General features: G+C 60.1%; 19 protein-coding genes. 4 read left to right on the forward strand and 15 right to left on the reverse strand.

Annotated elements, in window-relative coordinates; all coding sequences use genetic code 11:
- Window positions 1-7: 7 nt before the first annotated feature.
- The 7 genes from ACUN0G_RS19195 to ACUN0G_RS19225 all read right to left on the reverse strand — a co-directional run bounded on the left by ACUN0G_RS19195 (window position 8) and on the right by ACUN0G_RS19225 (window position 9,344).
- Window positions 8-1,348: a sigma-54-dependent transcriptional regulator gene (locus ACUN0G_RS19195; protein WP_309255770.1), complete on the reverse strand. Its 1,341-nt coding sequence runs from the start codon at window positions 1,346-1,348 to the stop codon at window positions 8-10.
- Window positions 1,345-3,246, reverse strand: coding sequence for a sensor histidine kinase (locus ACUN0G_RS19200; RefSeq protein WP_258347659.1), 1,902 nt, complete (start codon window positions 3,244-3,246; stop codon window positions 1,345-1,347). The genes ACUN0G_RS19195 and ACUN0G_RS19200 overlap by 4 nt, the downstream gene beginning before the upstream one ends.
- 161 nt (window positions 3,247-3,407) lie before the next feature.
- The gene (locus ACUN0G_RS19205) at window positions 3,408-4,142 is read right to left on the reverse strand and encodes an amino acid ABC transporter ATP-binding protein (RefSeq protein ID WP_003208734.1); all 735 of its coding nucleotides are present in this window, start codon (window positions 4,140-4,142) and stop codon (window positions 3,408-3,410) included.
- Window positions 4,139-4,810 (reverse strand): amino acid ABC transporter permease, encoded by a 672-nt coding sequence (locus tag ACUN0G_RS19210; protein WP_445574040.1) that lies wholly within the window; start codon window positions 4,808-4,810, stop codon window positions 4,139-4,141. Before ACUN0G_RS19210 ends, ACUN0G_RS19205 begins: the two co-directional genes overlap by 4 nt.
- Complete coding sequence (locus ACUN0G_RS19215) at window positions 4,810-5,556, reverse strand: amino acid ABC transporter permease (RefSeq protein WP_421524924.1); 747 nt, start codon at window positions 5,554-5,556, stop codon at window positions 4,810-4,812. Before ACUN0G_RS19215 ends, ACUN0G_RS19210 begins: the two co-directional genes overlap by 1 nt.
- Window positions 5,557-5,751: 195 nt before the next feature.
- Window positions 5,752-6,678, reverse strand: coding sequence for a glutamate/aspartate ABC transporter substrate-binding protein (locus ACUN0G_RS19220; protein WP_445574041.1), 927 nt, complete (start codon window positions 6,676-6,678; stop codon window positions 5,752-5,754).
- A 341-nt stretch (window positions 6,679-7,019) separates the two neighbouring features.
- Window positions 7,020-9,344 (reverse strand): TonB-dependent receptor, encoded by a 2,325-nt coding sequence (locus ACUN0G_RS19225; RefSeq protein ID WP_445574042.1) that lies wholly within the window; start codon window positions 9,342-9,344, stop codon window positions 7,020-7,022.
- Between the two features lie 125 nt (window positions 9,345-9,469).
- Here ACUN0G_RS19225 and ACUN0G_RS19230 point away from each other — a divergent pair, with 125 nt between their 5' ends.
- Entirely contained in the window at window positions 9,470-10,192 is a 723-nt protein-coding gene (locus ACUN0G_RS19230) for a tetratricopeptide repeat protein (protein ID WP_445574043.1), read from the forward strand.
- Between the two features lie 48 nt (window positions 10,193-10,240).
- On the opposite strand, the gene glpD is transcribed toward ACUN0G_RS19230, so the two are convergent.
- From glpD to ACUN0G_RS19250, 4 genes are all read right to left on the reverse strand, one after another.
- Window positions 10,241-11,779 (reverse strand): glycerol-3-phosphate dehydrogenase, encoded by a 1,539-nt coding sequence (gene glpD / locus ACUN0G_RS19235; RefSeq protein WP_258347651.1) that lies wholly within the window; start codon window positions 11,777-11,779, stop codon window positions 10,241-10,243.
- A gap of 173 nt (window positions 11,780-11,952) precedes the next feature.
- Complete coding sequence (locus ACUN0G_RS19240; protein WP_003208723.1) at window positions 11,953-12,708, reverse strand: DeoR/GlpR family transcriptional regulator; 756 nt, start codon at window positions 12,706-12,708, stop codon at window positions 11,953-11,955.
- A gap of 94 nt (window positions 12,709-12,802) precedes the next feature.
- Entirely contained in the window at window positions 12,803-14,308 is a 1,506-nt protein-coding gene (gene glpK / locus ACUN0G_RS19245; protein WP_445574044.1) for a glycerol kinase GlpK, read from the reverse strand.
- Window positions 14,309-14,389: 81 nt separating this feature from the next.
- Window positions 14,390-15,244: an MIP/aquaporin family protein gene (locus ACUN0G_RS19250; RefSeq protein ID WP_445574045.1), complete on the reverse strand. Its 855-nt coding sequence runs from the start codon at window positions 15,242-15,244 to the stop codon at window positions 14,390-14,392.
- Window positions 15,245-15,604: 360 nt separating this feature from the next.
- On the opposite strand from ACUN0G_RS19250, the gene ybaK reads away from it, so the two are divergent.
- Window positions 15,605-16,075, forward strand: a complete 471-nt coding sequence (gene ybaK, locus ACUN0G_RS19255; RefSeq protein WP_010170166.1) for a Cys-tRNA(Pro) deacylase — start codon at window positions 15,605-15,607, stop codon at window positions 16,073-16,075.
- 10 nt (window positions 16,076-16,085) lie between these two features.
- Here ybaK and ACUN0G_RS19260 read toward each other — a convergent pair whose 3' ends face one another.
- Window positions 16,086-17,195: an ABC transporter ATP-binding protein gene (locus ACUN0G_RS19260; RefSeq protein ID WP_445574046.1), complete on the reverse strand. Its 1,110-nt coding sequence runs from the start codon at window positions 17,193-17,195 to the stop codon at window positions 16,086-16,088.
- The gene (gene argF / locus ACUN0G_RS19265; protein ID WP_445574047.1) at window positions 17,192-18,112 is read right to left on the reverse strand and encodes an ornithine carbamoyltransferase; all 921 of its coding nucleotides are present in this window, start codon (window positions 18,110-18,112) and stop codon (window positions 17,192-17,194) included. Before argF ends, ACUN0G_RS19260 begins: the two co-directional genes overlap by 4 nt.
- Window positions 18,113-18,556: 444 nt before the next feature.
- Here argF and ACUN0G_RS19270 point away from each other — a divergent pair, with 444 nt between their 5' ends.
- A complete protein-coding gene (locus ACUN0G_RS19270; RefSeq protein ID WP_445574048.1) occupies window positions 18,557-20,653 on the forward strand; it encodes a molybdopterin oxidoreductase family protein in 2,097 nt (698 codons plus the stop codon).
- 99 nt (window positions 20,654-20,752) lie between these two features.
- A complete protein-coding gene (gene grxD / locus ACUN0G_RS19275; RefSeq protein WP_034118308.1) occupies window positions 20,753-21,091 on the forward strand; it encodes a Grx4 family monothiol glutaredoxin in 339 nt (112 codons plus the stop codon).
- A 77-nt stretch (window positions 21,092-21,168) separates the two neighbouring features.
- Here grxD and bfr read toward each other — a convergent pair whose 3' ends face one another.
- Complete coding sequence (bfr, locus tag ACUN0G_RS19280; protein WP_258347642.1) at window positions 21,169-21,639, reverse strand: bacterioferritin; 471 nt, start codon at window positions 21,637-21,639, stop codon at window positions 21,169-21,171.
- A 200-nt stretch (window positions 21,640-21,839) separates the two neighbouring features.
- Window positions 21,840-22,058: a bacterioferritin-associated ferredoxin gene (locus ACUN0G_RS19285; protein ID WP_003208706.1), complete on the reverse strand. Its 219-nt coding sequence runs from the start codon at window positions 22,056-22,058 to the stop codon at window positions 21,840-21,842.
- Window positions 22,059-22,200: the final 142 nt, after the last annotated feature.

The following is a 22,200-nucleotide window of genomic DNA, read 5'->3' on the forward strand; positions in this document are numbered from 1 at the left end:
TGCGCTCCTAGTGGCTCAGCCCGTATTTCTTGACCTTGTCGAACAACGTGGTCTTGGCCATCCCCAGTTCCTGGCTGGCCTGGGTCAGGTTGCCACCGCTGCGCTGCAACGCATCATTAAGCAGGTTGCGCTCAAACGCCTCCACCGCTTCGGTAAAGGCCAACCCGTGGTTGCCGCTGCTGGCGCCGCTTTTTTTAAACGCCGGCAAACCCAGGGCAAACCGCTCGGCCACGTTGCGCAATTCCCGCACGTTGCCCGGCCAGTCGTGGCTCATCAGGTTGGACAGGGTCTGGTTGTCGAGGTCCGGCGCGGTGCGGTCGAAACGCAACGACGACTGCTGCAGGAAGTGTTCGAACAATTGCAGGATGTCTTCCCGGCGTTCCCGCAGCGGCGGCAGTTCCAGGGTTACCACGTTGAGGCGGTAGTACAGGTCGCTGCGAAACTGGTTGGCGCGGCTCAGGTCGTCGAGGTCGGACTTGGTGGCGGCGATCACCCGGCAATCCACGGCCACGCTCTGGTTCGAACCCAGGCGTTCCAGGGTGCGCTCCTGCAACACCCGCAGCAGTTTGATCTGCAGGTTCATCGGCATGCTTTCCACTTCGTCGAGGAACAGCGTGCCTTCGTGGGCATGTTCGATCTTGCCGATGCGGCGCTTGCCGGCGCCGGTAAATGCGTTGGCTTCATGGCCGAAGATTTCGCTTTCGAACAGGTTCTCCGGCAGGCCACCGCAGTTCAAGGCAACGAACTGATGGGAATGACGTCGGCTGAAATCATGCAGGCAACGGGCGACCAGTTCCTTGCCGGTGCCGGTCTCGCCTTCGATCAGCACGTTGGCCGAGGTGTCGGCGACGTTGGCGATCAACTCCCGCAAGTTTTGCATGGCCGGGGAGCGGCCGATGATTCGGCCTTCCAGGGAGTCGCGCTCGGCCAGTTGCCGGCGTAGCGACCAGACTTCCCGGGCCAAACCGCGTTGCTCCAGGGCGCGACGGGCAACGTCCACCAGGCGCTCGGGGGAGAAGGGTTTTTCCATGAAGTCATAGGCGCCGTTGCGCATCGCGCCCACGGCCATGGAGATATCGCCGTGGCCGGTGATCAGCACCACCGGCAGGCTTTTATCCAGGGCCTTGAGGCGGGTCAGCAACTCCAGGCCGTCGATGCCCGGCAGGCGAATATCGCTGATGACGATGCCGGCGAAGTTTTCGCCAACCCGGGTCAGTGCCTCTTCGGCGCTGGCCACGCCCACGCTGGGGATGTCTTCCAGGGCCAGGGCTTGCTGGCAGCCGAGCAATACATGGGGGTCGTCTTCGACGATCAGGACGGTCAGGTCGGTGTTTTTTTCTGCGTTCATTTCGACTCGACTTGTTGAGGGCTCGCCAGCGGCAAACTCAGGACAAAGGCAGTACCACCGCTGGCCGGGTGCTCGACGGCGAGGTTGCCGCCGGTGGCGGCCGCGAGGCTGGCTGACAGCGTCAGGCCGAGGCCCAGGCCTTGTTCGCCGGGTTTGGTGGTAAAGAACGGTTCGAACAAATGCTTGCGGGTCTCGGGATCAATCCCGTGGCCATTGTCGCGCACCCGCAGGCGATATTTGCCGTCGACGATGTCGCCTTCCAGCCACAACTCGGGGGCCGGTTGCGCCTGCATCGCGTCCAGGGCGTTGCCGATCAGGTTGACCAGGATCTGCTCCAGGCGCGTCTGGTCGATCTGCAATTGCGCGCTGGCGAAGTGGCGGTGAACCGTCAGCGGCGAGGTTTCCAGGCGACTGCCGAGGATCTGGAACGTGGCGTCCACCGCCTTGCCCAGATTGGCCTCGCCCTGGTCATCACCGCGCCGGGCAAAGGAGCGCAGGCTGGCGGTGATGCGGCCCATGCGGTCGATCAGTTCGTTGATGGTCTTGAGGTTGGCACTGGCGGTGTCCAGCGCCCCACGCTCCAGGAAGCGTACGGTGTTGCCCGACAGCGTGCGCAAGGCGGCCAGTGGTTGATTCAATTCGTGGGCGATGCTGGTGGACATCTGGCCGATGGCGGCAAGTTTGCCGGCCTGCACCAGTTCGTCCTGGGCGCGGCGCAAGGTTTCCTCGGCCTGGCGCCGCTCGCGAATCTGGCTCTTGAGCCGTTCGTTGCTGGCCCGCAGGTCGGTGGTGCGTTCGGCAATCCGTCGCTCCAGCTGATTGTTGGCTTCCTGCAGCGCTTCCCGGGCGGCGAGGCGGGTGGCGATCACCTTGCGGCGCTCGTTCCAGGCGATCAACAGGAACGCCACCAACGCGAACGCCACGGCCACCAGGATGCCCTGGTTGATGGCGGCCTGGCGCAGGTCGTTCAGCGGGGTGAGCAGGGTGAAGTTCCATGGGGTGTCGTTCAACGGGCGGGTCTGGGCCAGGTAGCTGACCTCATGCTCGTCGGCCACCACTTCGCTGTTGGCCGGGAAGGTTAATTTCTCGGTGCCTTCATTGAGCCGCTCGCGGGCCAGTGGTTCCAGCTCGTTGAGCGTCGCCCAGTAATATTGCAGGCTGTGGGCGAGGCGGTCCTTGGTGTCATCGCTCAGTGGTCGCACGGACTTGAGGCGACGGGCCGGGTCGCTGGAGAGAATGATGATGCCATTCTCGTCACTGACAAAGGCCTCCAGGCGCGCCCGCTGCCAGCGCTCTTCCAGCGCTTCCAGGCGGACCTTGACCACGGCGACGCCGATGATCTTGCCGTGTTCTTCCAGGCCATGGGCCAGGTAATAGCCAGGTTCGCCGTTGGTGCTGCCGATGCCGTAGAACCGGCCGGGCTGGCCGCGCACGGCATTCTGGAAATAGGCACGGAAGGACAGGTCTTCACCCTGGTAACTGTCGGCGTCGCGCCAGTTACTGGTCGCCAGCACGCGGCCGGTGGTATCCATCACGTAAATCGCCCGGCTGCGACTGCGCCGGTTCAGGCCTTCGAGGTAGTCGTTGACGGTTTTTCGGGTTTCCTGATTCGGGTCGGCCAACAGCTTGGAGACGCTGGATTCCAGCTCCAGGAGACTGGGCAGGTAAGTGTATTTGCTGAGTTCGCTCTCGACGGTGCGGGCGTGCAATTCCAGCTGGCGTTCGCCGGTATCGCTGAGGGTGCGGATTCCATAGAACTCACTGATCCAGAAGCCGACGTAACCCAGTCCGATCATCAGGGCGATGATCAGCGGCGGCAGGAACAATTGGCGAATCAGACGAGGCTTCACGGCAAGTGATGGCGGCGCGGCGCGAAAGAGGTTGGGGTCGCATTTCATCACAGATGCCTTGGGTCAGCTATCGCTCACTTGCCAACTGCAGGAGCGAGCTTGCTCGCGAAAAACTCAAGGGCACCGCGCTCATCCAGGATGATCGCGTTATCGTTGACCTCTTTCGCGAGCAAGCACGCTCCTACAGAAAAGCAGTGAGCTGCGGCTTTTTAGTGCTGCAGGATTTTCTCAAGGAAGTGCTGCGCGCGCTCGGAGCGGGCGCTGATGTCGCCGAAGAATTCCTCTTTCGGGCAGTCTTCGATGATCTTGCCGGCGTCCATGAAGATCACCCGGTCGGCGACCTTGCGGGCGAAACCCATTTCGTGGGTCACGCACATCATGGTCATGCCTTCCTGGGCCAGCTGCACCATCACGTCGAGTACTTCGTTGACCATTTCCGGGTCGAGGGCGGAGGTCGGTTCGTCGAACAGCATGACGATCGGGTCCATCGCCAGCGCACGGGCAATCGCCACACGCTGTTGCTGGCCGCCGGAAAGCTGGCCCGGGTGCTTGTGGGCGTGAGCCGAAAGGCCGACGCGCTCCAGCAGTTGCAGGCCCTTCTTGGTGGCTTCTTCCTTGCTGCGGCCCAATACCTTGATCTGCGCGATGGTCAGGTTTTCGGTGATGGTCAGGTGCGGAAACAGCTCGAAGTGCTGGAACACCATGCCGACGCGCGAGCGCAGTTTCGGCAGGTTGGTCTTCGGGTCGGCGATGGAGGTGCCGTCCACAACCACGTCGCCTTTCTGGAACGGCTCCAGAGCGTTGACGCACTTGATCAGGGTGGATTTGCCGGAGCCGGACGGTCCACACACCACGATCACTTCGCCTTTTTTAACCTCGGTGCTGCAATCGGTCAGCACCTGGAAGTCGCCATACCACTTGTTGATATTCTTGATAGAGATCATACGGCAAACCTTTTTTGCAGACGCTTGACCAGCAGCGAGGCGGAAAAGCTGATGATGAAGTAGACGACACCGGCGAAGACCAGGAACTCATTGGAGCGGCCGATGATGTCGCCGTTGGAGCGGGCGGAGTTGAGGAAATCCACCAGGCCCACGGTGTAGACCAGCGAGGTGTCCTGGAACAGGATGATCGACTGTTGCAGCAGCAACGGGGTCATCTTGCGGAACGCCTGGGGCAGGATGATCAGGCGCATGGTCTGGCCGTAGGTCATGCCCATGGCTTGCGCGGCGGCCATCTGGCCCTTGGGGATCGACTGCACGCCGGCCCGCACGATTTCGCAGAAGTACGCCGCCTCGAACATCATGAACGCCACGACGCAGGAGGTGAACGCACCGATCGGGGTGTCTTCGCCGGTGATCCAGCGCAGCACGAACGGCACCGCCAGGTAGAACCAGGTGATCACCAACAGCAGCGGGATCGAGCGGAAGTAGTTCACGTAGGCGCCGGCCAGGCGCGACAGCAGTTTGCTGGACGACAGGCGCATCAGCGCGAGGATCGTACCCAGCACGATACCGCCGACCACGCCCATGACCATCAACTGCAAGGTCATGACCATGCCGTTCCACAGGCCCGGGATGGCGGGGATGATGCCACTGAAATCGAATTCCATTATTTACCCCCCACGGAGATCAGGCCGGGCACGGCAACTTTCTTCTCGACCACGCGCATCAGCAGCATCAGGCTCATGTTCAGGGTGAAGTAGATCAGCGTGGCCAGGGTGAAGGCTTCAAACAGGTTGGCCGAGAACTCGGCGGTCTGTTTGGTTTGCGCCAGCAGTTCCATCAAGCCGATCAGGGACGCCACGGAGGAGTTCTTGAAGACGTTGAGGAATTCCGAGGTAAGCGGCGGAATGATGATCCGGTAGGCCTGGGGCAGCAGCACGTTCCAGTAGATCTGTGGCAGCTTGAAGCCCATGGCGCGTGCGGCGGATTCCTGGCCCCGTGGCAACGCCTGGATGCCGGTGCGCACTTGTTCGCACACCCGTGCGGCGGTGAACAGGCCCAGGCACACGACGACGCTCAGGTAGGCCGAGGTGGTCGGGTTGAGGTCTTGTTTGTACCAGTCCTGCAGGTTCTGCGGCAGCATGTCGGGTACGAGGAAGTACCAGATAAACAGCTGAACCAGCAGCGGCACGTTACGAAACAGTTCCACGTAGCAGGTCGCGATGCCCGATACGATGCGGTTTGGCACGGTGCGCATGACGCCGAGTACGGAGCCCAGCAGCAAGGCGATAATCCAGGCCACGATGGCGATGGCGATGGTCCAGCCCAGTCCGGAGATGTACCAGTCGAGATAAGTCTCGCTGCCAACGCCGGTGGACTTGAAGAATACGCCCCAGTCCCAGTTGTAGTTCATTAGGGTCTCCCCTCGAGATCGATCGATGTACAAGCACCCGCTTGGGGAAGATCCTTTCCCGCCCGACGGTGAACGTCAGGCACACGCGATCGGCTCGAAAACCGCCAGGTCGAGTGTTCCAAAATTAAAGCCAGCAGGTAGTAACAGACGCCTGAGGGAGGGTTGGCTCCCTCAGGAGATAAGCTTAGTCAGGTATCAGATTTTTACGTCAGGCGCTGGTTTGTCGCTTGGGTTGGCGATCAGCTCCTTCACCTTGTCGCTCATCGGGAAGTTCAGGTTCAGGCCTTTTGGTGGGATCGGGCTTTCGAACCACTTGCTGTAGATCTTGTTGATTTCGCCGGATTTGTACAGGGCAACGATGGCGTCATCCACAGCCTTCTTGAAGGCCGGGTCGTCTTTACGAACCATGCAGGCGTAGGCTTCGAAGGACTGCGGAGTACCGGTGATGACCCAGTCATCCGGCTTCTTGGCCTTGGCTTCTTCACCGGCCAGCAGGGCGTCGTCCATCATGAAGGCTACGGCGCGGCCGCTTTCCAGCATCTGGAAGGATTCGCCGTGGTCTTTGGCGGAGATGACGTTCATGCCCATCTGCTTGTCGGCGTTCATCGCTTTGATGATGCGCTCGGACGTGGTGCCAGCGGTGGTCACGACGTTCTTGCCTTTCAGGTCAGCGAAATCGCTATAGGACGGCTTGCCATCCTTGTCTTTCTTGACCAGCAGACGAGTGCCGATTTCGAAGATGTTGACGGTGAAGTCGACTTGCTGGGCGCGTTCGGCGTTGTTGGTGGTGGAGCCGCACTCGAGGTCCGCGGTGCCGTTCTGGATCAACGGGATACGGGTTTGCGACGTGACCAGGTTGTACTTGGCCTTCAGATCGGGTTTGTTCAGGTCTTTTTTCAGTTGCTCGACGACGGCCAACTGAATGTCGTGGGAGTAGCCCACTGGCTTGCCCGAACCATCCGCGATATAGGAAAACGGAATGGAGCTGTCGCGGTGAGCGAGAGTGATGGTGCCGGAGTCGTTGATTTTCTTCAGTGTGCCGGTGAGTTCGGCGGCGAAAACTGGAGTGCTGATCAGAGCAGCAGCGATAGCTGCGCCCAAGATATGGGGAACGATGCGCATCAATACTTCCTCGACATTTGTTTTTTTTATGAGACCGGTTGGTACGGCCACGTTTTTATATAAACAGTGCTGCGAATGCCCATGACGGCTCCTGAGGCGCCTCAGGCAATCGCGTACGAGTGTAGAGCATGAGTCGTGCCAGACCAGTAATAAAAGGTTAAGCGCATGATATATATGGAGATTAACTTTGTATGACGAAGAATTTGCTGTAGCGCGATCCGGCAAACCGAATAGGTTGGTATACAGCGTTCGGAAATCCGAATGCCTGGATACGCTGATGTCGCCCATAAAAAAAGCCCCGGGAGCGTGGCTACCCGGGGCGTCTTAGTGTGGATTTTTCGTCAGAACGTGTAGTCGGCCGAGACAACCGCGGCGCGACCATCGCCGGGTACCGCCCAACCGTTGTTACGGATGCGGGTGAGGTAATCCTTGTTGAACAGATTGTTGACGTTCAGTTGCAGGTTCAGCTGTTTGTTGACCTTGTAGCCGAGCATCGCGCGCTGCACCGCGTAGCCAGGCGAAGTCGGTGCCCCGGCGGCGCTGGCCAGGTACTGCTTGGTTTGCGCCGTGATGCCATAGCCCACCTGGAAGTCATGGGGCAGGTCGTACACCGTCCAGAGGCTGGCGGCATGTTTGGGGGTGAAGGTCAGCGGCTCACCTTTCTGCACGTCGAGGCCGGTGGTCGCCAGGGTGTAATCGCTGGCGCTGCGCAGCACACGGGTGTTCAGGTAGGTGTAGTTGGCGAAGACCTTCCAGCGGTCAGTAAGCTGGCCACTGAGGCCCAGGGCCACACCATCGGCGCGAGCCTTGCCGTCGAGGGTTTGCGTGCCGCTGAGGTTGCTCGGGTCGTTATCGGCGACTTTGTAGTTGGTACGGTCGTTGCGGAAGATCGCACCTGTCAGCGACAGGGCATTGTCGAGCAGGTCCCACTTGGTGCCGATCTCATAGCTGACGGCGGTTTCAGGGTCCACGTTGCAATTGTTGGTGGCCACGCTGGAGCTTTTGGCCGGTGTGTAGCAACTCCCATTGACGCTGGCTTGGGACGGCGTCTTGCTGTTGCCGTAGGCGATATAGAAGCTGCCGTTTTCCGCCGGTTTGTAGACCAGGGCCAGGCGGTAGGACGTCAGGTCATCCGCTTGGCCGTAACGAGTGCCGGGCGTTTCCACGCCGGTGCTGGAGTAGGCATTGGTCACCGAGCTGCCGGCGTTGTGCTCGTAACGCAAACCGCCGTTGATTTCCCACTGTGGGTTGAGTTTGAGCGTGTCGAAGGCATAGGCAGCGCGGTTGTTCAGCGCGCCATCGACGTGGGCCGCCCGGGTGAAATTGACCGGGCCGGTCCATTCGGAGTTGGGATCGCTGTAGCTGACCGGTGGCGGGACGATGGTGCTGCCGTTGCTGTTGGTCAGCCATTTTCCGGTATCCGCCTCGTATTCCTCACGGCTGATGGCGATACCGGTCACCAGCGTGTGGTCGATGAAGCCGGTGCTGAAGTGGCTGGTGACGTCGGTCTGGTTGGTGAACATTTTGTTCTGGGTGTTGCGCTCGTTACCCAGTGAGCCGCCGCTTGGCTGGAAATAGCCCGGCTTGAGGCCTGCAGCGCAAGGCGCGCCCGTGATCTGGGTGCCGCTGGCGAGGCAGCCGGCCTGCGCACCTTCGGGGCCCGAGGCGCGCAGGTCCTGGCGAACGCGCTCGACGCGGGTGAAGTTGCGCACGGACACGGCGTCGTTGAAATCATGCTCGAGCTTCAGGCTGAACGCGTCCGAGGTGGTTTGTTGCTCGTTGATGTTGTGGTAGCCGTAGAAATCGCTCCAGCCCACGCCTGGCATCGGCTTGCCGTTGTAGATCGGAATCCCGTATTGCGGCGTGTTGTCGTCTTTCTGGTGCTCGTAACTGACCGTGACGCGGGTCGGTGTGCCCAGGCCAAACGCGATAGACGGCGCGATGCCCCAGCGTTCGTAATCCTCATAGTCGCGCCCCGGCACATCGTTACCATGGGCCATCAGGTTCAGGCGGAACGCCGTGGTGTCGTTGAGCAGCTGGTTGGTGTCGAGGGTGGTGCGCTTGTAGTTATCGGTGCCGATACCTGCACTGATGGTGGTTTTGTCGCGCAATTCTGGCTGTTTGCTCACCAGATTGATGGTGCCGCCGACTGCACCTGAACCGGAATACACCGAACTCGCGCCGCTGACGACTTCCACCTGTTCCAGGTTGAAGGGGTCGGTGCGGCTGTATTGCGCGCTGTCGCGCACGCCGTCCACGTAGATGTCGCCGCTGGCGGAGAAGCCGCGCAGGTTGATGCTGTCGCCATACCCGCTGCCACCTTCGCCGGCACCGAAGGTGATGCCTGGCACGGTGCTCAGCACATCGCGCAAGGTCAGCAGGTTTTGGTCATGGATGACTTCCTTGGGCACCACCGTGATGGTCTGCGGCGTGTCGCGCAATGGCTCGGTGTACTTGGGGGAAGAAGGCGCCACAGGGTTGTAGACGCTCTGGCTTGGGGCCTGACCTTCGATGCTGGTCGCGCCGAGCTGAATGACGCCTGTGTTGTCATCTGGTGCGGTCTCCGCCGCGTAACTGAATCCTCCTTGCGCAGCCACTGCCAGACCCACTGCCGACGCGAGCATATGCCGCGATGAAAGGGGGGCAGAACTGATGCCGGTAGCCATTGAGTTATCTCTTGTGGGTGTTAGTGAGATTCGATCGTAATTGATAAGCGATCTCAAATGTAATACTTTGTAACCAAATAAATCATGAAACTTTTTGCGGTCCTTGATCGCTATTCGGGGCAGGAATGCAGAGCGCACAGCCAGGCAGCGAGCCGTCCGACATCGGTGAAAATCCGCGCGCCTATGTGCGGTGGGTGATGCATGCCGCCCAACTGGGTGATGCCGATGCACAGGCGACGCTGGCCCAGCTGCTGCTTGACGGCCGTGGCGTGCAGAAGGATGAGGCCCTGGCATTGAGCTGGTTTCGCATCGCCGCCCGGCAGCGCCACCCCATGGCGAGCAACATGATCGGGCGCTGCCTGGAGAATGGCTGGGGCTGCGAAGTCGATTTGGAAGACAGTGCGCGGCATTACCGCAAGGCTGCCGATCTGGGGCTGGATTGGGGGCTGTATAACTACGGCCAGTTGCTGACGCGTGGCCGTGGTGTGGAGCGTGATCTTGTCGCGGCGTATGAGCTGTTTCGCCAGGCTGCGGCCAAGGGGCACGCCAAGTCGATGAACCTGTTGGGGCGGTTCCACCATGAAGGCGTGGTGGTGCCCAAGGATGTTCAACTGGCGCGCCGGTGGTATCACCGTTCAGCCGAGGCCGGGGATTTCCGCGGGCAATACAACCATGCTGCGGAGTTGGCTCACGACGGCGACGAAGTGCAGGCCTGCCTTTGGTTGGAGCGGGCGCTCGCGACGGCCACGCCGGGCTTTTTGCAGGCGGCTTATCCCGTGTTGCTGGGCTCTGCCTTCAGCGGTATTCGTGAAATGGGCCTGCGTTATCAGCGCCATCTCCAGGCATGAAAAAGCCCCTGGACCTTTCGGCGCAGGGGCTTTTTTACAGCGGGTCGATCAAGCGGCTTCGATCTTGCCGCGATTGTGCTCGACCTTGGACAGGTAGCGCTGCACCTTTTCCTGTTCTTCCGGCGTGGTGAACAGGCCCAGCTTGCTGCGGCGCCACAGGATGTCCTGGGGCTGCGTGGCCCATTCTTCAGCGCACAGGTAGTCGACTTCGCGGGTGTACAGGCCGCCACCGAGGTGGTCGCCCATGTCTGCCAGCGACTGCACGCCTTCCAGCAGGCGCCAGGTGCGGCTGCCATAAGTGGTGGACCAGCGACGGGCAATCTCGCTCGGCACCCAGTCGTACTTGCTGCGAATCGCATCCGCCAGGGCTTCTGGCGTGCTCATGTTTTCGCCGCCGGGCAGGGTGGCCGTGGCCGTCCAGCTTGGGCGCATCTGCGTGAAGTACGGTGCCAACTGCGCCATCGCCGATTCAGCCAGCTTGCGGTAGGTGGTCAGCTTGCCGCCGAACACCGACAGCAACGGCGCCTCGCCCGAGGTGCCCGAAAGCGCCAGGGTGTAGTCGCGGGTCACGGCCGACGGGTTGTCGGATTCGTCGTTGCACAGCGGGCGTACGCCGGAATAGGTGTGCACGATGTCATCGCGGCTCAGCTGCTTCTTGAAGTGCGCGTTGACCACGTTGAGCATGTAGTCGGTTTCACCTTCGGTAATCGCCACTTTCGCCGGGTCGCCAGTGTATTCGCGGTCGGTGGTGCCGATGATGGTCAGGTGATTCAGGTACGGAATGGTGAAGACAATGCGCTGGTCTTCGTTCTGCAGGATGTGTGCGTGGGCGCCTTCATACAACTTCGGCACGATCAGGTGGCTGCCCTGGATCAGGCGGATGCCATAAGGCGAATCCAGCTTCAAGTCATCCTTGATGAACTTGGCGACCCACGGGCCGGCTGCGTTCACCAGGGCCCGGGCGCGGATCGAGAACAGGCTGCCGTCGGCGCGCTCCATGTTCATTTCCCACAGGCCCTGGCTGCGGTGCGCGCTGACGCAACGGGTCTGGGTGTGGATATGCGCACCCTTTTCCCGCGCGGCCATGGCGTTGAGTACTACAAGGCGGGCGTCATCGACCCAGCAATCGGAGTATTCGAAGCCTTTGGTGATTTCGCTTTTCAGCGGGCTGTCGGGGCCGAATTTGAGGCTCTTGGAGCCCTCGAGTTTTTCCCGCTTGCCCAGGTGGTCATACAGGAACAGGCCGGCGCGAATCATCCACGCCGGGCGCAGGTGCGGGCGGTGTGGCAACACAAAGCGCATCTGCTTGACGATGTGCGGCGCCTTGGCCAGCAGCACTTCACGCTCAGCCAGGGCTTCACGCACCAGGCGGAATTCGTAATGTTCGAGGTAACGCAGGCCGCCGTGGATCAGCTTGCTGCTGGCGGAGGAGGTGTGGCTGGCCAGGTCGTCCTTTTCGCAAAGGAATACCGACAAACCGCGACCGGCTGCGTCTGCTGCAATCCCGACGCCATTGATCCCGCCACCGATAACGGCGACGTCATAGACTTCGGCAAGCGGTGGGGCAGGCAAGGTAGAAGGGTTCATCGGCTGGCCTCGCAATCTTTTTCGTATTGGAATTCGAACATAAATGTTCATTTGCGAAAATGGTAGCTTATAAACGCAGGCACAGCCAGCCCGCTTCGATTGAAAATACTGATCGAAGGGCGAAGAAAGGAAAATTTGTGAACATCAGGGGGCAGGACACCCCCTGTATAGGCTTACACCACTTCCAGCCGAATCTTGTGCTGATTCAGCAACTGCACCAGTGCCGGGACCGGCTGCTGATCGGTGACTAAACAATCAATCAAACTGATGGGTCCCAGGCGAATCATGGCGTTGCGCCCGAATTTGCTGGAGTCCGCCGCCAGGATCACCTTGCGTGCATTGGCAATGATCGCCTGGGAAACCCGTACTTCCTGGTAATCGAAGTCCAACAGGCTGCCGTCTTCATCGATGCCGCTGATGCCCACCAGGGCAAAATCGACCTTGAACTGGTTGATAAAGTCGACGCTGGCCTGGCCTACCACGCCGCCGTCACGGCGCACGTTGCCGCCGGTCAGGAGTACGTCGAAGTCGTCTTTGGCACTCAGCATCATGGCGACGTTGAGGTTATTGGTGATGATTTTCAGGTGGCTGTGGTTAAGCAGCGCGCGGGCAATCGATTCGGTGGTGGTACCGATGTTGATAAACAGCGAGGCGTGATCGGGGATTTGTGCGGCGATGGCTTCGCCGATGCGCTGTTTCTCGTCGCGCATCTGGTCGGCCCGCATGGCGTAGGCGGTGTTTTCAACGCTGGAGTCATAGGCTGCGCCGCCGTGGTAGCGGCGCAACAGATTGGCTTCCGCCAGTTGATTGATATCGCGGCGGATGGTTTGCGGGGTGACAACGAAGAGCTGCGCCATTTCCTCGATACTCACATAGCCGCGTTCGCGAACCAGTTCGAGGATTTGTTGCTGGCGGGGAGGCAGATTCATGGTGCGTCCTTTGGGCTGCCGTAAAAAGTGGCCCATGATGACGCAGGAATCTGCTCCCTGCCAGTTACAACCCTATGTGGGTCCGGCGCTTGGCTTATTCAGCGCCTTCGTGGGGTTCCCAGTCGCGGGTGCGGCTGACCGCTTTCTGCCAGCCGGCGTAGAGTTTTTCCTTCGCCGCTTCTTCCAGTTGCGGTTCGAATTGGCGCTCGATCACGGCCTTGCCACGCAATTCGTCCAGGCTGCCCCAGAAGCCGCACGCCAGGCCGGCCAGGTAAGCGGCGCCCAATGCGGTGGTTTCGCGCATTTGCGGGCGCTCAACCTGGGTGCCGAGGATGTCGGCCTGGAACTGCATCAGAAAGTTGTTGGCAACTGCGCCACCGTCTACCCGCAGGGATTTGAGGCGTTCGCCGGAATCCTGCTGCATGGCGTCGAGTACGTCGCGGGTCTGGTAGGCAATCGACTCCAGGGCGGCACGAATGATGTGGTCCACGCGTACGCCACGGGTCAGGCCGAACAGCGCGCCACGGGCATACGGGTCCCAGTAGGGAGCGCCCAGGCCGGTGAAGGCCGGTACCAGGTACACGCCGTTGCTGTCCTTGACCTTGCCGGCGAAGTATTCGGTGTCGGTGGCATCGGCGATGATCTTCAGCTCGTCACGCAGCCATTGCACGGTGGAACCGCCGTTGAACACCGCGCCTTCCAGGGCGTAGGCCACTTCGCCACGAGGACCGCACGCGATGGTGGTGAGCATGCCGTGCTTGGATTTCACCGCTTTGTCGCCGGTGTTCAGCAGCAGGAAGCAGCCGGTGCCGTAGGTGTTTTTCGCCTGGCCCGGTTCTACGCACATTTGGCCGAACAGTGCCGCCTGCTGGTCACCGGCAATACCGCCGATGGCGATGCCACTTTTGGTGCGGCCGTAGATTTCCGAAGAAGACTTCACTTCCGGCAGCATTTCGCGCGGCACGTCGAGAATCTCCAGCATCTTCGAATCCCACTCGAGGGTGTGGATGTTGAAGAGCATGGTGCGCGAGGCGTTGGTGTAGTCGGTGACGTGGGTTTTGCCGCCGGTAAATTTCCAGATCAGCCAGCTGTCGATGGTGCCGAACAGCAGTTCGCCGTTACGCGCACGTTCGCGGCTGCCTTCGACGTTGTCGAGGATCCACTTGAGCTTGGTGCCGGAGAAGTACGGGTCGGTGACCAGGCCAGTGGTGTCGTTGATGTATTGCTCATGGCCATCGCGCTTGAGTTGCTGGCAGATCTCGGTGCTGCGGCGGCATTGCCAGACGATCGCGTTGTAGATCGGGCGGCCGGTGATTTTGTCCCAGACCACGGTGGTTTCACGCTGGTTGGTGATACCGATGGCTGCGACCTGGTCATGGTGCAGGCCGGCTTGTGCCAGGGCCTCGACCATCACCGCGCTCTGGGTGGCGAAAATTTCCATCGGGTCATGTTCGACCCAGCCGGCTTGCGGGTAATGCTGTGTGAATTCACGCTGGGCGGTGCAGACCACGTTGGCGTCACGATCAAAGATGATCGCCCGGGAACTGGTGGTGCCCTGATCGAGGGCAATGATGTAGTTCTTATTCTGAATGTCGGTCATGTCGATTGCCTTGGACGGAGAATAGGGGAGTCAAGTAAACAGCCTGGGCCGCAAAAGGGCAGTACGGCCCAGGCTGTCGCATCAGGAAGTACGGGTTTTGCCGCTGGCGGCCGCTTCGGTTGCATCAGTTGTAGCAGGTGCGGCGCTGGGCAGGTGACGGGCAATCAGCCCGCGATACGCGGCAGCACCGAGGCAGGCACCGACAATCGGTGCAAAGATCGGAATCAGGAAATAAGGAATGTCGCGCCCGCCGGTGAAGGCTATTTCACCCCAACCGGCGAAAAAGGTCATCAGTTTGGGACCGAAGTCACGGGCCGGGTTCATCGCAAAGCCGGTCAGCGGGCCCATGGCGCTGCCGATCACGGCGATCAGCAAACCAATCAGCAGCGGTGCCAACGGGCCGCGGGGCAGGCCGTTGTTGTCATCGGTCAGGGCCATGATCACGCCCATCAGGATCGCGGTAATGACCATTTCCACCAGGAACGCCTGGGCCGTGCCCAGCAGCGGATGCGGATAGGTGGAGAACACCGAGGCCAATTCCAGGCTGGCCTGTGTGCCGCGAATCATATGGTGGGTTTGTTCGTAATCGAAAAACAGGTTGCTATAGAGCGTGTAAACCAACGCGGCCGAGCAGAAGGCACCGGCGACCTGGGCGATGATGTAGAACGGCAGTTTGCGCTTGTCGAAATCGGCAAAAATGCACAGGGCGATACTGACGGCTGGATTGAGGTGAGCCCCGGAAATCCCGGCGCTCAGGTAGATCGCCATGCTGACGCCGATCCCCCAGATGATACTGATTTCCCACAAGCCAAAGCTGGCACCCGCGACCTTGAGCGCAGCAACACATCCGGTACCGAAGAAGATCAGCAACGCAGTGCCCAGGAATTCGGCCATGCATTGGCTTGAGAGTGAAGGCTGTTGAAGAGCAGTTGTCATGGAAAACCTCTGTTTTTGTTGTTGTCTGGCGTTTTGCCGCATCGGGCAATCGGCGATTTTCACCGTGGCGAGGATCCCCATCCTTTTCGCGGCTTACTGCTGTGAATCCGAAGGTGTATTCCTACAGTATTCGTAAACGAAAAAATATAGACAAGAATGACGGCTGTCAAAGGTCGAAAGTGAACGATCGGTCATTTTGTAATTATTGGTGTGGTGAATGATCGTGGCGTGGGCGCCGGGAGTGGCAGAAAAGGAGCACGCGAGGTCGTGGCACAGGGCTCCGGACTAGAGCCTTTTGCCTTCCGTTGGCCTAGAATTGGCGGTCTGTTTTTTCACCTTTTTGCCAAGCCTGGAGCCCGCATGACGCCCGCATTGGATCTGTTGAAAAAAGTTCGCGCCGAACATCGAATCCACAGTTACGAACATGACCCCAAGGCAGCGTCTTATGGTCTGGAGGCCGCGGAAAAATTGGGGCTTGATCCGGCGCAGGTGTTCAAGACCCTGCTGGCCAGCAGTGAAAAAGCTGAGTTGCTGGTGGCCGTTGTGCCGGTCGTCGGAAGTTTGGATTTAAAAGCGTTGGCGCAGGCGGCGGGGGTGAAAAAGGTAGAGATGGCAGACCCGGCTGCGGCGCAGCGGGCCACCGGTTACTTGCTGGGTGGCATCAGCCCGTTGGGACAGAAGAAGCGCCTGCGCACCTTTGTCGATGTGACGGCGCAGTCGTTTCCGACAATTTTTATCAGTGCCGGTAGAAGAGGGCTTGAGGTGGAATTGGCAGCGGCGGTGCTGGCCGAACACACCCAGGCCAAATTCGCGGAAATTGGCCGGGCGTGATGTTCTGAGGTCAGGTGGCCGTGCTGTAGCGACGAACGCCTGACTCTACGTGGGGAATGTGCGCCGCTGTGCTGCCTGAGGCCTGGAACAACACCAGGTGCTCGGCCGCCACGCGAATGCCTACATCAGCACCGACCAAGTGATCGGCGTGGCTGGGGAAGATCGATTCCAGCTGCGCACCGGTAGGCAATTGCAGGCGATACAGGGTTGATGCACCAAGGAATGTCTTGCCGACAATCCGCGCTTTCAAGGTGCTGTCCGGTGCATAAACAATGTCGTCCGGGCGCAACAACACATCCACCGCGCCGCCCGTGGGCCAGGTGTAGGCACGATTACCGCGCAACTCGCCCAGTTCGGTGGTGACCGATTCCGGCGTGTTCAACTGCCCGCGAATGAAGTAACCCTGGCCAATGAAGCTGGCGACAAAGGGTGTCAGCGGTTCGTGGTACAGGTTGTAGGGCGTATCCCACTGCTCCAGGCGACCCTCCTTGAATACACCGACATGGTCGCTCACCGCGAAGGCTTCTTCCTGGTCGTGGGTCACCAGAATTGCACTGGTGCCACGAGCCTTGAGGATGTCGCGCACCTCATGGCTGAGCTTGCGCCGCAGTTCGCCGTCGAGGTTGGAGAAGGGTTCGTCCAACAGCAACAGCTGTGGCTCCGGCGCCAGGGCGCGGGCCAGGGCGACGCGCTGTTGCTGGCCGCCGGAAAGCTCATGGGGGAAGCGCTTGCCGAGGTTCTTCAGGTTCACCAGTTCCAGCAATTCGGCGACCACACGCTCTTTTTGCGGGTGCTTGCGAATGCCGAAGGCGATGTTGTCGGCCACGCTGAGGTGTGGAAACAGCGCGTAGTCCTGGAACACCATGCCGATCCGACGTTTCTCCGGGGCCAGTGTGAAACCGGCGCTGGAGATGACTTCGCCCGCCAGGCTGATCTCACCTTCGTGTACCGGCTCAAAGCCGGCAATCGCTCGCAGGGTGGTGGTCTTGCCGCAACCCGAGGAGCCCAGCAGGCAACCGATGTCACCGGCGTTGAGGTGCAGGTTGAGGTTCTGCACCACCCGTTGGTCCTGATAACCGCATGCCAGATTGCGTAGATTCAGCAGTAAAGGCTGGCTCATGCAGGGCGGTACGCCGGCGCAACCAAAAACTCCAGCAGCGCTTTTTGCGCGTGCAGGCGGTTTTCTGCCTGAGCCCAGGCCACCGAACGTGGGTCGTCCAGCAGGTCGAGGCTGATTTCTTCGCCACGGTGGGCGGGCAGGCAGTGCATGAACAGCACGTCCGGCGCGGCCAGGTCGAGCAGTGCGCGGTTGACCTGGAACGGTGCGAACAGCTTGAGGCGCTTGGCGGTTTCTTCTTCCTGGCCCATGGAGGTCCAGACGTCGGTACTCACCAGGTGCGCGCCGATGACGGCCTCACGCGGGTCGCGAACGATGGTCACGCGGTCGCCGGCCTGGGCCAGGAACTTGGCGTCCGGCTCATAGCCTTCAGGGCAGGCAACGCGCAATTGGAAGTCGAACTGGATCGCCGCTTCTATATAGCTGTTGCACATATTGTTGCCATCGCCGATCCAGGCCACGGCCTTGCCCTGGATCGAACCGCGCTGTTCGAGGAAGGTTTGCATGTCGGCCAGCAACTGGCACGGGTGCAAGTCATCGGACAGGCCGTTGATCACGGGCACTCGGGAGTTGGCGGCAAATTCGGTCAGGGTGCTGTGGGCGAAGGTACGGATCATCACCGCATCCAGCATGCTCGACATCACGATCGCGCAGTCGCTGATCGGCTCGCCACGGCCCAGTTGAGTATCGCGAGGTGACAGGAAGATAGCCTGGCCGCCGAGCTGGATCATGCCGGCTTCGAAAGACACGCGGGTGCGGGTGGACGACTTCTCGAAAATCATCCCGAGCACGCGGTTTTTCAAAGGCTCGAACAGTACGCCGCGGTTACGCAGGTCTTTAAGCTCAATGCCTCGACGGAGCACGCTGACCAGCTCTTCGGGCGTGCAATCCATCAGGGAGAGAAAGTGCCTTGCGCTCATCATTAACTACCTTTTTGCAACAGACCGCAGATACTCAAAGCCTTGTTTATTTTGAAAACGGGCGAGACCTGCGGCGAAAGCCGCACGGGGCGACGAAATAGGGGAAGGCGCGATCTTATAATTAAATGTCGCGTCTTACCAATAGGGCTACAGTTTTTAGGGGAGTTCAAGGACGCGGGAAGGGCGCTTTTGAAGCCTGTTTCCTGACAGCAGCGGGTCATTTGTACACTGGCGCTGCGCCACATTGCAATGCGCGAAGGCGGGCGCGGGCCGGGCTGCGTCGTTTTCAGCGGGCTGTCGGAGGCTTCTGAAACATTTCCTGATGTTTCCTCATGGCCCGGCCTGATGCCGTTGGATTCACGCGACGAACGTTGCTGGCGCTGCTGCCGACGGCGGGCCATAGTTTTCGTCCGAAGCGCTCAGCCCACAATAAAGAGACTGGCCATGACCAAGACTCTCCACCACCGTGCCTGCCATCTGTGCGAAGCCATCTGCGGCCTGACACTGGAAACCACCCAGGGTGAAGACGGGAGCCTGGCGATCACCTCAATCAAGGGCGACCCGCTGGACACGTTCAGCCGTGGCCATATCTGCCCCAAGGCCGTGGCCCTGCAGGACATCCAGAACGACCCGGACCGCCTGCACCAGCCCATGTTGCGGGTGGGCAACGAATGGCAGCCTATCCCGTGGGACGACGCCTTTGCGCTTGTAGCCGAGCGCCTCGCGGGCATCCAGGCACGTCACGGGCAGAATGCGGTGGCGGTGTATCAGGGCAATCCGAGCGTGCACAATTATGGCCTGATGACCCACAGCAATTACTTCCTGGGCCAGCTCAAGACCCGCAACCGCTTTTCCGCCACGTCGGTGGATCAGTTGCCCCACCACCTCACCAGTCACCTGATGTACGGCCACGGTCTGCTGCTGCCGATCCCGGACATCGACCATACCGACTTCATGCTGATCCTCGGCGGCAACCCACTGGCATCCAACGGCAGCATCATGACCGTGCCGGATGTGGAAAAGCGCCTGAAGGCCATCCAGGCCCGGGGCGGCAAAGTCGTAGTGGTTGACCCGCGTCGCAGCGAGACGGCAGCCATAGCCGATCAGCACTTGTTTGTACGCCCGGGCGGCGATGCCGCGTTGTTGTTCGGTTTGCTTAATACGCTGTTCGCCGAGAACCTGACCCGTGACAGTCACCTGCCGGTCGACGGCCTGGATGAAGTGCGCCACGCCGTGGCCGGATTCACTGCCGAGGCCATGAGCCGTCAATGCGCGGTGCCCGCCGAGCAGATCCGCCAGTTGGCCCGGGACTTTGCGGCGGCTGAAACGGCCGTGTGTTATGGCCGCATGGGCGTGTCGACCCAGGCGTTCGGCACGCTGTGTCATTGGCTGGTGCAACTGATCAACCTGGTCACTGGCAATCTGGATCGAGTGGGTGGTGCCTTGTGCACCACACCGGCAGTCGACCTGGTGGCTTCCACCTCCGGCGGGCACTTCAATCGCTGGCAGAGCCGGGTTTCCGGGCGACCGGAGTACGGTGGTGAGCTGCCGGTGTCGGCACTGGCTGAAGAAATGCTCACCGAGGGCGAAGGACAAATCCGTGCGCTGGTGACGGTGGCGGGCAATCCGGTGCTGTCCACGCCTAACGGGCGGCAACTGGAACAGGCGCTGGATGGCCTGGAGTTCATGGTCAGCGTCGACCTGTATATCAACGAAACCACGCGTTATGCCGACCTGATCCTGCCGTCCACCTCGGCGCTGGAAAACGATCACTACGACACCACCTTCAATATGTTCGCGGTGCGCAACGTCACCCGCTTCAATCGCGCCATCCTGCCAAAGCCTGAAGGCGCATTGCATGACTGGGAAATCTTCGTCGGCCTGGCCCAGGCGTTTGCCGCGAAGACGGGGAATACGCTCAAACCGACCATGCCGCCTGCGCAGATGATCGACTTTGGACTGCGAGCCGGCCCTTATGGCGATACCTTGTCCATTGCCGCGCTGGCTGATCACCCCCACGGTCTGGACCTCGGGCCGCTGAAGCCCAACCTGACGGACCGCATGAAAACCGCCAACGGCCATTTGCAGGCTGCGCCGCCGGTGATCCTCGCCGACCTGGTGCGCTTTGCCGCGCAGCCAGTGCCTGAGGTGAATGAGTTGCTGTTGATCGGCCGTCGCCATGTGCGCAGCAACAACTCCTGGATGCATAACTACCACCGGCTGGTGAAGGGCAAACCCCGCCACCAGTTGTTGATGCACCCGGACGATCTTGCCCATCGCCAGTTGAGTGACGGCCAGCGGGTGCGGGTCAGTTCGCGGATCGGCATGATCGAAGTGGAAGTGATGGCCAGCCTGGACATGATGCCCGGCGTGGTCAGCCTGCCCCACGGTTGGGGCCACGGCCGCCCGGGCGTGCAGATGACCATCGCCAGCGGGCAACCGGGGGCGAGCGCGAATGACCTGACGGATGAGCGGCAACTGGACGAGCTGTCGGGCAATGCGGCGTTGAACGGCGTGCCGGTGCAGGTGGCGGCGGCGTAAGGATTGTCTGTCGGGGAGTCCGAGCGTCATGCTAGGGTTTGCGTTACAATGCGCCACCGTGCCGACCCATGAGTCGGAAAGTTCCAGCCGAGGTGTTCCATGGATATCATCGAAACGATCAAAGAGCAGATTGCCAACAACACTATTCTGCTTTACATGAAGGGCGCACCTAACGCGCCTCAGTGTGGCTTCTCCGCAAAGGCTTCCCAGGCAATCATGCAATGTGGCGAGAAGTTCGCCTACGTGGATATCCTGCAGAACCCGGAAATCCGCGCCAACCTGCCGAAGTACGCCAACTGGCCAACCTTCCCACAGCTGTGGGTGGCCGGTGAGCTGGTCGGCGGTAGCGATATCATCACCGAGATGGCGGCTGATGGTTCGTTGCAGGCACTGATCAAAGACGCAGCAGAAAAAGCCGCTGCCAAGACCGAAGCCTGATTGGTTTTAGGCTGCGGCAATAAAAAGCCCCGCTTCTCGAAAGAGAGCGGGGCTTTTTAGTGGCCGGGAATTAAGGGTTATTCACCCATCTGCGATTGCAGATAATTCTCGATAGTCACTTTGTCGATCAGGCCGATCTGGGTTTCCAGCCAGTCGATGTGTTCTTCCTGGTCTTCAAGGATATCTTCCAGCAGTTCACGGCTGCCGAAGTCGCTCTTGGTTTCGCAATGCGCAATGGCGGCCTTGAGGTCGGTATGGCTCTTGCGCTCGAAGTTCAGGTCGCAGTTGATCATTTCCTGGGTATGCTCGCCGATGCTCAGCTTGCCCAGGTCCTGCACGTTCGGCAGGCCTTCCAGGAACAGGATGCGCTTGATCAGCGCGTCGGCGTCCTTCATGGCCTTGATGGATTCTTTGTATTCACGCTTGCCGAGCTTTTCCAGGCCCCAATCGTCATACATGCGTGCATGCAGGAAGTACTGATTGATCGCGACCAGTTCATTGGCAAGGATTTTGTTGAGTTGCTGGATGACTGTGATGTCGCCTTTCATGATTGGGGTCCTGCCCTGTATTAGCTGTATATAAGGCGGAGTTTGAGCTGCGCATTTACTACTGTCAAACCTAAGTTATTGAATAATAAATGAAAATTAATCGGAATAAGAATGTTTGTGTTCCGCGTCTTGGCGCTAACTGTTTGAATTTCGGGCATAAAAAAACCGGACACTAAGTCCGGTTCTTTAAAATACGCCAATTAAGCGTGTGTAAATTCTGCTGAGTAGGGGATCGCAGCCTGGGCAGTTTGCAGCTGCGTCAGGGTTTCCCGTACCACTTGCTTGGCGAGGCAGGCGCATTTGCCGCATTGGCTGGCAACGCCGGTGGTTTCACGTACTTCCTTGTAGCTGCAGCAACCTTCGTAGATTGCTTCGCGGATTTGTCCGTCGGTGACGCCAGTGCAGAGGCAGACATACATAAGGGAGAACCATCGCGGGTAAGGCTTAAGTGCGATGGATCTTAATGTTAACGAGAATGATTGTCAAAGTAGTTTCATGGGTGTTTGAAACAGATTGATGACCCACTGACGAACGGTTTTTTCCCGAGCCGTGTATGATGGT

This window comes from Pseudomonas sp. 32A, from assembly GCF_052682255.1.